The 10043-nt window shown below is 59.9% G+C and carries 11 protein-coding genes; 8 read left to right on the forward strand and 3 right to left on the reverse strand.

Features of this window, described 5'->3' with window-relative positions; translation table 11 throughout:
* Positions 1 to 402: 402 nt before the first annotated feature.
* Complete coding sequence (locus HHL24_RS42495) at positions 403 to 753, reverse strand: hypothetical protein (RefSeq protein WP_169491224.1); 351 nt, start codon at positions 751 to 753, stop codon at positions 403 to 405.
* 26 nt (positions 754 to 779) lie between these two features.
* Positions 780 to 1064 carry a hypothetical protein gene (locus HHL24_RS42500; RefSeq protein ID WP_169491225.1) on the reverse strand — a complete coding sequence of 95 codons (285 nt, stop codon included), beginning with the start codon at positions 1062 to 1064 and terminating at the stop codon, positions 780 to 782.
* Between the two features lie 87 nt (positions 1065 to 1151).
* On the opposite strand from HHL24_RS42500, the gene imuA reads away from it, so the two are divergent.
* The 8 genes from imuA to HHL24_RS42540 all read left to right on the forward strand — a co-directional run bounded on the left by imuA (position 1152) and on the right by HHL24_RS42540 (position 9117).
* Positions 1152 to 1859: a translesion DNA synthesis-associated protein ImuA gene (gene imuA / locus HHL24_RS42505; RefSeq protein ID WP_169491226.1), complete on the forward strand. Its 708-nt coding sequence runs from the start codon at positions 1152 to 1154 to the stop codon at positions 1857 to 1859.
* Positions 1789 to 3258: a Y-family DNA polymerase gene (locus tag HHL24_RS42510; RefSeq protein WP_206003275.1), complete on the forward strand. Its 1470-nt coding sequence runs from the start codon at positions 1789 to 1791 to the stop codon at positions 3256 to 3258. The genes imuA and HHL24_RS42510 overlap by 71 nt, the downstream gene beginning before the upstream one ends.
* A 6-nt stretch (positions 3259 to 3264) precedes the next feature.
* Positions 3265 to 6414, forward strand: a complete 3150-nt coding sequence (locus tag HHL24_RS42515; protein WP_169491227.1) for an error-prone DNA polymerase — start codon at positions 3265 to 3267, stop codon at positions 6412 to 6414.
* 46 nt (positions 6415 to 6460) lie between these two features.
* The gene (locus tag HHL24_RS42520) at positions 6461 to 7420 is read left to right on the forward strand and encodes an SOS response-associated peptidase family protein (protein WP_169491233.1); all 960 of its coding nucleotides are present in this window, start codon (positions 6461 to 6463) and stop codon (positions 7418 to 7420) included.
* 278 nt (positions 7421 to 7698) lie between these two features.
* Positions 7699 to 8001, forward strand: a complete 303-nt coding sequence (locus tag HHL24_RS42525) for a type II toxin-antitoxin system HigB family toxin (RefSeq protein ID WP_169491228.1) — start codon at positions 7699 to 7701, stop codon at positions 7999 to 8001.
* 5 nt (positions 8002 to 8006) lie between these two features.
* Positions 8007 to 8363, forward strand: coding sequence for a helix-turn-helix domain-containing protein (locus tag HHL24_RS42530; RefSeq protein ID WP_169491229.1), 357 nt, complete (start codon positions 8007 to 8009; stop codon positions 8361 to 8363).
* Between the two features lie 75 nt (positions 8364 to 8438).
* Complete coding sequence (locus HHL24_RS42535; protein ID WP_169491230.1) at positions 8439 to 8864, forward strand: hypothetical protein; 426 nt, start codon at positions 8439 to 8441, stop codon at positions 8862 to 8864.
* A gap of 34 nt (positions 8865 to 8898) precedes the next feature.
* Positions 8899 to 9117, forward strand: a complete 219-nt coding sequence (locus tag HHL24_RS42540; RefSeq protein ID WP_169491231.1) for a hypothetical protein — start codon at positions 8899 to 8901, stop codon at positions 9115 to 9117.
* A 668-nt stretch (positions 9118 to 9785) separates the two neighbouring features.
* Here HHL24_RS42540 and HHL24_RS42545 read toward each other — a convergent pair.
* Positions 9786 to 10043 (reverse strand): hypothetical protein (locus HHL24_RS42545; RefSeq protein ID WP_169491159.1); only part of this gene is annotated, 258 nt, incomplete at its 5' end.

Raw genomic sequence — 10043 nt, forward strand, 5'->3', positions numbered from 1 at the left:
GAGAATGGCGTGCCCCCAGATGGAGTATCCCTTGTAAATTTCAGCTTGCATGTATTCCGTGCATGAATGAGCAGAGGTTTTCTCAGACGCCTGTGGGCCCGCTACACCTGCGCCAGATTTTGGCAACGACGGTACTAGCATAGTTGACTGTCATCACGTCAGTGAAAAGTTGCTCGGGGCGCGCAGCATCCGTGTCCTTCAATTCTGATTCAAGGACAGCTTTCGCGATTACATGGGCCTCAGTTGAAATCGTCAGGCGCGCAAGCCATATACGCGCCGACTCTACAAGACAATCCGGTGTGAGCCAGCTTCCGTCCAACGCATAAGCCGCAAGGTCGCTAACCGCAAGATAGCAGCGCAACGACGCAGCCGGCTCCTTTGTCAGCGGACGAACTTCTTCCATCAGCGCACCACCTCAACCTGTGCTCCGCCGTTGTTCACCCGGAGCACATTACCCTCGGGCGTCATGATTCTCGGGATGCTCGTCGGCTGCGGCGTCATAGATTTCGTAGGACTGGCTGCCGCGCGTGCGCCTGGAAGCGACTTCGCAACGGGGTCTGCCACCCGGCGTGGCGTCACTTTCGGCGTACGACGCGAGAGGATTGACGCCTTGCCAGGCTTGGGCTTGCCGCTAACCGGCGGCTTCACCTGTCGCGCTTCAGGCGGATTCCAGATTTCAACGTAGTGTTCGCCCGCGACGCCGGTCGAAGCAACTGCAAGCAGGATTACGCCCACACTCAAAAATCGAAACATGTCCTCTCCGTATGCTTTCGTGCCGTTCACGCCCGGCACGATTTCGCGGTGCCCACACATGAACCGTCGCAGCCAGCACAGTAGTGACGGTCGCGTACCGCCCCATCAACACACCAGACGTTGGTTTGCGCGGGCGTAGGGGTGCCAGCAGTGCGGCCATTTTCGCACGCGTAAAACGTCGGTTCTCCCGCCTTGCTGCGGCAGATGGCCTCGTTGATTTCCCGCTCGCCGAACACCGCTTTCATGTCCGCAACAAACGCCGCAATTTCCGGCATCGGATGGCTGACCGGCTTGCGAACGCGTATCTCCATCCAGCCTCTCCTGAAAAAAGTGCCTGTTCATCGCTACGAATTTCCGTGTAGGATACTGTATATTCATACAGGTATTTGCGCAATTCAATGACCGTCCCGCCACCCCTTCCGGAAGCAATACACCCGTCCTTATGGCGGGCGTCGCAGCTTGCGCGCGGCCGTGGCAGGACAGTCGATACCGGTTATGCGGCGCTTTCAGCAGAGCTGCCCGGCGGCGGATGGCCCATTGGCGCGCTCGTCGACCTGCTGGTCCAACAGGCCGGGGTGGGAGAGATGCGGTTGCTTCGCCCAGCGCTCAGCGCACTGGGCAAACGACCCGTTGCGATGGTTCAGCCGCCGCACGTTCCGAACGGCCTCGGTCTCCAGTACATCGGTCTTTCCCCGGAACAACTGCTGCAGATTCGCGCCGCAAAGACGGCCGACGCATTGTGGTCCGCCGAGCAGATCCTGCGTGCTGGAAGCTGCGGCGCGTTGCTGTTCTGGACGCAGTACGTCCAGACGTCCTCACTGCGGCGGCTACATCTGGTCGCGCAGTCTTCGGAGACGCTTTTTTTCATGGTTCGCCCATTGGCAGCCGTGCAGGATGCGTCTCCTGCCGTTTTACGACTGGCGCTAAGACCAGAACGCGACGGTCTGACCGTCGATATTGCGAAGCGACGAGGTCCAGCACGCGCGGAACCTCTGTCGATCCCACTTCAACCAACCCCTGTTCTGTTTTCGCACCATGCGCGTATTTCTCGCCGTCCACTTGCCCCGGTTGCAGCTCGAGGTCTTCCGACCACGGTGGCTGCCTGAACCTGCGCGCGGCTGCGTGGTCCTGGACAGCGACAAGGTGGTCATCGCAGACGGAGTTGCCAGGTCAGCGGGCGTGCGGGTTGGAATGAAACGCGGCGGTGTGCTGACGCTCGCGCCGGAAGTGGAGATGTGCGAACGTGCGCCGGGCCGTGAATATGGAGCGCAGCGGGAAGTGGCGATCGCGCTCATGATGTTCTCGCCAGATGTCGCCTTGCTCGACGAGGCCGTCGTGGTGGTCGACATCGGTGCGAGCCTGCGTCTGTTCGGCGGTCTGCTGGCGGTGTGCCGTCAGGCAAAAGCGATACTCGATGCAATAGGACTGACCGCGCGGATAAGTGCCGCCCCCACAGGTCAAGGCGCATGGCTGCTCGCGAAACACCGGAACCGGCGTGTACTCAAGATGGAATCGCTCGAGCGGCACCTATCCGCATTGCCATTGCTGTCTGTGCCAGAGGTTCGACCGTTCGCTGACTGGTTCGCGGGACTGGGCTGCGAAACGATCGCCGATGTACGACGGTTGCCGCGCGCTGGACTGCAGCGCCGTTGTGGCGAACACCTCCTCGATTCGCTGGACCGGGCCTTCGGCACGGCGCCCGAACTCTTTGACTGGCTGGAACTGCCCCCGACGTTCTCCGCCCGCATTGAAATGCCCGACCGCATCGAGCATGCGGAAGCAGCGCTCTTTGGCGCGCATCGTCTCATCGTCCAGCTATGTGGCTGGCTGTGTGCAAAACAGCTGGCTCTGACAGGCGCGACCCTCCTGCTGGAGCACGAGCGCGGCAGGCAGGCAATTGAGCCGACCCCGATTGGGATTGCGCTCGGCGAGCCAACGTGGCGTGAGGACCATCTTGTTCGGCTCATCAGGGAGCGCCTTGGGCGGATCGAGCTGACTGCACCGGTCATTGCACTGCGGCTCGATGCGTCCAGCGTGCAACCTGCGGTGCCTGCATCGGACACGCTGTTTCCGGAGCCTGGCGGCTCGACTGAGGACCACGCCCGTCTTGTCGAATTGCTGGTTGCACGACTCGGCGAAGAAAACGTCCTCCGGCCTGCGCCAACCGCGGATTACCGACCTGAAATTGCCAATCGATGGGTGCCTGTCGCGAGTGCGTCGAAAAGCACCGTCTTGCCCGAGGGATTTCCGCGACCCACATGGCTTCTGGAAAAGCCCGTGCGTCTGCTTATGCGCAAACACCGGCCGTTTTACGGCTCGCCGCTGCGCATGGTGTCGCCGGGCGAGCGCATCGAGGCCGGGTGGTTTGATGGCGAACTGGTGACGCGCGACTACTTCGTCGCCCAGGGCGAAGACCAGAGCTGCTTCTGGATATACCGCGAGCGCGTCAGCAGTCGGGACGCAGAAGACGACCAGCGGTGGTTCCTGCATGGCCTGTTCGGATGACATGCCATGGACGCCACGTTTTCCACCCTGCCGGCGTATGCCGAGCTGTTCTGCTTTTCCAACTTCACTTTTCTGCACGGTGCCTCCCATGCGGAAGAACTGGCTGAACGCGCGGCGCAACTGGGCTATTCAGCGCTGGCCGTCACCGACGAGTGCTCTCTGGCAGGTGTCGTGCGCGCACACATTGCAGCGAAGCAGGCAAAGCTGCCGTTTATCGTTGGGTCCTACTTCCGTCTGGTGAACGCTGGCGGATCACCCGCGTTCGGGCTGATTCTCCTCGCCAGAAACCGCGAGGGATACGGCAACCTGTCCGAGCTGATTACGCTGGCCCGTACGCGCGCTCCAAAGGGTGAGTACCGCCTGACGCCGCAGGACCTGTCGCGGCCCGACAGGGAGAACCGGCACCTGCGCGGCCTACCCGACTGCCTGGCCATTCTCGTACCGGACTTTCCGGCGAAAGAAGACGTGCTGGCAGCACAGGTCGAATGGCTCGATGACACATTCACGGGCCGCGCCTGGGTGGGACTTGTGCTGCACCAGCGCGCGATGGACGACATCCATCGGGGCTCGGTTGAATTTGTCGCGCGGAATCAGGACGTTCCGGTTGTCGCGCTCGGCAACGTCGTCATGCACGTGCGCTCGCGAAAGCCGCTGCAGGACACCATGACCGCGATCCGCGTTCGCAGACCGGTGCATGAGTGCGGCTATGACCTGACACAGAATGCCGAGCAGCACCTGCGTTCCAGACTGCGGCTCGCGAACCTGTACCCCGACGACGCACTTGCCGCAACCGTTGATATTGCAAACCGCTGCACTTTCTCGCTGGATGAACTGCGCTACGAGTATCCGGACGAACTCGTGCCAACGGGCTTCACCCCTGCCGCCTATCTGCGGCAGGAAACGTACATTGGCGCACAGCGACGCTTTCCGTCGGGTATTCCGCACAAGGTGCTGGAACAGATTGAGCATGAGCTTGAGCTGATAGCGGAGCTGCAATACGAACCGTACTTCCTCACGGTATACGACATCGTCCGCTTTGCGCGTAGCCAGAGTATCCTCTGCCAGGGGCGCGGCTCAGCGGCTAACTCTGCCGTCTGCTATTGCCTCGGCGTCACCGAGGTGGACCCGGCTCGCGGCAACATGCTTTTTGAGCGCTTCATCTCGAAGGAACGTGGTGAACCACCAGATATCGATGTCGATTTTGAGCACCAGCGGCGCGAAGAAGTCATCCAGTACATCTATCGCAAGTACGGCCGCGACCGCGCAGCAATCGCGGCGGCGGTCTCAACCTATCGACCGCGCGGTGCGCTGCGTGAAACCGGCAAGGCGCTCGGTGTTGATCCCCAGATCGTTGACGTCGTCGCAAAGTCGCATCAATGGTTTGATACGAGTCAGGATCTGCTTGCGCGATTCACGGAATCAGGCCTCGACCCGGAAAAGCCGCTGATTCAGGCGTGGGCGAAGCTCGCATCGCAATTGCTTGGCTTCCCGCGGCACCTCTCCCAGCACTCGGGTGGCTTTGTCATCAGTCGCGGCAAGCTGACGCGTCTCGTGCCTGTCGAGAATGCTGCAATGGAGGACAGGTCCGTCATCGAGTGGGACAAGGATGATCTTGAAGCGCTCGGGCTGCTGAAAATCGACGTCCTTGCACTCGGTATGCTCTCGGCCATCCGGCGCACGCTTGATATTGTGTCGGAGCAGCGCGGCGAGCGTTTCGAAATGCAGGACATCCCTGCGGAGGACCCGCAGACCTACGAGATGATTTCGGCGGCAGACACGGTCGGTGTGTTCCAGATCGAATCGCGGGCCCAGATGAGCATGCTGCCGCGGATGCAACCCCGGACATTCTACGACCTGGTGATTGAGGTGGCGATCGTCCGCCCAGGTCCGATTCAGGGCGGCGCCGTGCATCCCTACCTGCAGCGACGCCAGGGATTCGAGCCCGTCTCGTATCCGAGCGACGCGCTGAAAACCGCACTGGGACGAACCCTCGGCGTTCCGATTTTTCAGGAGCAGGTCATGCAGGTCGCAATCCTTGCGGCCGGCTTTACCGCTGGCGAAGCCGACCAGTTGCGTCGCGCGATGGCCGCCTGGAAACGGAAAGGCGGACTAGAAAAATATTACGATCGGATCGTTCATGGCATGCAGGAGCGCGGCTATACCCTCGCCTTCGCCGAATCCATCTTCGAACAGATCAAGGGCTTTGGTGAATACGGTTTTCCAGAGAGTCATGCGGCCAGTTTTGCCCTGCTTGTGTACGCAAGCAGCTGGTTGAAGTGCCACGAGCCGGAAGCGTTTCTGGCGGCCATGCTGAATTCACAGCCGATGGGTTTCTATTCGCCGTCGCAGCTTGTGCAGGACGCCCAACGCCACGGCGTCAAAGTCCTGCCCGTTGACGTGACAATCAGCGGCTGGGACTCTGCACTGGTAAATCTGCCAGGCGCCGGAAGGTCGGCCGTCCGGCTCGGTATGTCGCTACTGCGAGGCATGAAAGACGGCGCTGCGGAACGCATCGAGAATGCACGCGCGGTTCGGTCATTCGAAAGCGTCAACGACCTTGGCCGCCGCGCGCAACTGGATCGCAAGGATCTTCATGTGCTGGCCGATGCCAATGCGCTCGCCTCCCTCGCCGGCAATCGCCGTGAAGCGCTGTGGCAATCCGTTGCAGCGGTACCAGACAAGGACATGCTCGCGACAGCAGCCGTTCAGGACGAGACGCCCGCTCTCGGTGCGCCAACCGAGGCAAACGACATCGTTGCTGATTACCGCTCAGTGGGCCTGACGCTTGGCCGACACCCACTTGAGCTGCTCAGGCCACAACTACTCGCGAACAGGCTGATGCCGGCGTCGACGCTGCGCACCTATCGCGATGGACGACTCGCCCGTGGCTGTGGACTCGTCACCGTGCGTCAGCGTCCGGGCACCGCCAAGGGTGTGATGTTTGTGACGCTCGAGGACGAGACCGGCAACGTGAACGTGATCGTGTGGCCGGGTCTCCTTGAAAAACAGCGACAGGAAGCGTTGGGTGCGTCACTGCTCGCCGTCTATGGTACGTGGCAATGCCAGGGGGAAGTACGACACCTGGTTGCACAGCGGCTGGTAGACATGTCACACCTGCTCGGCACACTCGTCACGTCGACGCGAAACTTCCATTAGGAACCGGCGTACCATATTGACGCACCTTTCTTCAGGGAGAGCAACCATGTGCTATTCAGCCCAGATCCAGGCGGACTATCGCAAGTACGTCAGGATGTGTGGCGCGCACATGAACATCCGTGAGTTCGCGCAGCTGTACTGGGAGCGCGCCGAGGGCAACAATGTCGGGATTCCGAAGGCGATGGACGCCGCGTTCTCGGTTCCCCAGACCGACGAGGAACGGCAGATCAAGGAAGCAATCGACCGGTTCAACGGCGAGCAGGCAACGAGGCTCGAGCAGGAATTGTTCAAACAGCGCGCGCGACTCGCCGACGCGGAGCGCAACCTTCAGGGCAAAACGACGAAGGCGGCCTCCGAGAGCAAACGGATTGCGACCAACAGGATCGAGTCGGCGCTGCGCGGGCTCGACGATCTCCGGCGTACCGAACTGAAAGACCGCGACTCGCGAATTTTCCCCGGCAACTATGCTCCGGTGATGGTTATGGAAGACGGCAAGCGTGTCATCAAGCCGATGCGGTACCTCTGCCGCCCGGCCGGCAAGCCTGCGTTCTACGACAAGAAATATCCGGGCACCTACAACGCCAGGCTTGACAACCTGGAGGGCTTCTGGAAGGGGCTTTTTGGATATTCGCACGGTCTTATCGTCGCGAATGCCTTCTATGAAAACGTGAAACGACATCGCCTTGAAGGGCGCGAGCTCGCTGAAGGCGAACAGGAGGAAAACGTGGTCCTGGAGTTCAAGCCGCAACCCGCTCAGGACATGCTCGTCGCCTGCCTGTGGTCACACTGGCAGGCCCCTGGTGAGCCGGACCTTCTGTCGTTCGCGGCGATCACCGATGAACCACCGCCCGAGATTGCGGCCGCGGGTCATGATCGCTGCATCATCCCGATCAAGCCGGAGAATATCGATGCGTGGCTCTGCCCCGAGCGCGGTAACCTCGCGGCACAATATGCGATTCTCGACGACCGCTATCGCCCTTACTACGAACATCGAATGGCAGCTTGAGCTCGCCGGGATCTAACGGTCTGCGATTTTGCCCACCCACTTCACACGTGATGATCATCGCGCGAATCCGTCAGGAAAGAGCCCCGCCCTTTCATACACCTCCGAAGGACGCATTTTTCTGGGGAACACGGACTTCATATGGCGCGCGAAGCGATTTTCGGCCAAATGTTTGCAAACCTGCCCGGAACAGAGGTCGAAACGGCGGGTGTTCCGAGTTCAAGAACCGTGACCGAGGTTTCACACTTGCCTTAGTCCCAAAATGGGACTAAGATGCATCAATGCGAATCATCGCGAAAAAAGTCCTCCTGGCATTCTGCGACAAACATCCGATCGCGCGGCAGTCGCTGCTGGCATGGCATGAGGAAGCGGTAAAGGCCGTCTGGATGACGCCGCAGGACATAAAGGCCAGATATGCGACCGCGAGCTTTGTTGGCCGAAACCGTGTGGTATTCAACATCAAGGGAAACGACTACAGGCTGATTGTTGCGGTCGCGTATCGCATCGGGGTCGTCTACATCAAGTTCGTCGGAACGCATGGTGAGTACGACAGGATTGATGCTGAAACCGTAGAACTGGAGTGACCAAGATGGAAATCCGTCCAATTCACAACGAACACGATTACAACGAAGCCTTACAGACAGTATCTGGCCTGGTTGACGCCGACCCGGCTCCCGGCACTCCGGAAGGAGACCGATTGGAGGTGTTGGCCACCCTGGTGGAGCGTTATGAAGCTGAGCACTTTCCGCTCGATCTTCCCGATCCCATTGAGGCCATCAAGTTCCGCATGGAGCAGGCCGGACTGTCTGCCAGCGACATGCAGCCGTATCTTGGCAACCTGAACAGAGTGTACGAAGTGCTCAATCGGAAGCGCGGGCTAAGCCTTGCCATGATTCGCCGTCTGAATCGCGAGTTGAAGATTCCAGCTGAAGTACTCATCGCCTAGGAAAAGCCTTTGGCGATCATCAGTTAAGTTTCGCCGCCCAGTAGCAGGACTTGGGTATCGCGAAAGAGGACAAGCATGGCATTCAAGATCAAGGCCGCCGATCAGAAGCGCATCGATGCAGCGTTCGAAGAACTGACGGCGCAGCGGAGCACGTTGGAAGAGTCTGTGCGTGTGTTTAATGAGGCGGTCGCCGTGGCACGTGCGAAGCTGCAACCAGACGTGGACGCATATAACGAAAAGGTCCATGCGGCGCGGGGCATGCTCGATGACGTGCATCGCGCCCTTGAAGACGAATTCGATGATAGGTCGGCGAACTGGCAGAACGGAGACAAGGGAATCGCGGCGAAGGAATGGATCGATTCGATCAACGCGTTGGCCGAGGAACTGACTGAGGCAGCGCTCGACGTTTTCCCCGAGTCGCTCGAATTTGAGGATGTGGTCGGCGATGACCCCGCCGAGGACTACAACGAACTGGACAAGGAAGCGCCAGGCGCAGAGTAATCAGCTGTGGCCTGAGATACCGAGGAAAAGTCATATGAAACTCATCCCCATTGCGCTATCCCTGATCCTCACTGGCTGCGGCCAGGCATCGCATGATGCTTCGCCCACGGCATCAGGCCACTACCAACTGGCCGTAGACAGCGGCGGCAATGCCTGGAGATTAGATACGAACACGGGCGAAATGAAGCGTTGTTGGCAAGGCACCCCACCAGCAAAAACGGCGCCAAGTTGCTATACCGCGACTCAGGAGTGACGCAATTCCGGTCGCCGCCAATATCGATTCCAGCTACAGCTCGTCCAGAGCTCATAGTGCAATTGCCCAGTCAAATAAGCCCCGGCGGCCGCAGAGGAGGAACGCAGAATAGGCCGGGGAGTTGTTGTCGTTGAACTGCACGGGCACCCTTACTCGATTATCTCTACGCTGTACCCATCGCTGCGTTTTTCCGATTTCGTGCAATCCAGGCGTGAAGGCACACGTGCTCCTTCGAGATTGAGCAGGCGTTGCGTCAATGCTGACCGGCATTTAGCAACATCCAGATTTGCCGCGTGGGCGGCCCGGCAAGGATTCACGCAAACACCGCGCGGCACCTACCACAGGTGTAATGCTCTTCTCGTCGCTCGCCTTTGACTGCGTCCACGCCCTTAAGCGTGAGGTCCTGGTGCGGAGGCTCAGTGGCCGGCTTGCCGTATAGGTCAGCGCACCGCGCGCAGGGTTGAACCCAAAGGTCCATTTGTCAGGTGTCGGCCATTTCGAGCGACATGCGGCCAGTCAGTGCTCGTAGAAAGCATAGGTTTCAAAGCGAGGAATATCTGCGATGGGCCGTCACAAGGCAGACCATTTGAGGTAGCGCACCATTTGAGGTAGCGCACCATTAGTGCCAACGCCATCAAAAACGAACAACGAATCGATGTCTTTCGCGGTTAGTCCCCAAACGGGTTGCCGGTGTCTTTCACTTCGGTGTTGAGGTTGTATTCCGCACGCACGGCCTTGAGCACGCCCTCGATGTCGCGCTCGAAGCCGACCGCGTTGCCGAAGTGCGTCATGCTCCAGTTGCAGCCTGTCTTGTCAGCCTCTTGCAACTGCGGCCGCGGCACACGAATCTTCACGCCATCCTCGACGACTTCCTGCAGTCGATGGATTCGCCGGTTGACCTCCTGCTGAAGCTGCGAGGCATTGAG

The organism is Paraburkholderia polaris (assembly GCF_012927345.1).
Lineage (GTDB): Bacteria > Pseudomonadota > Gammaproteobacteria > Burkholderiales > Burkholderiaceae > Paraburkholderia > Paraburkholderia polaris.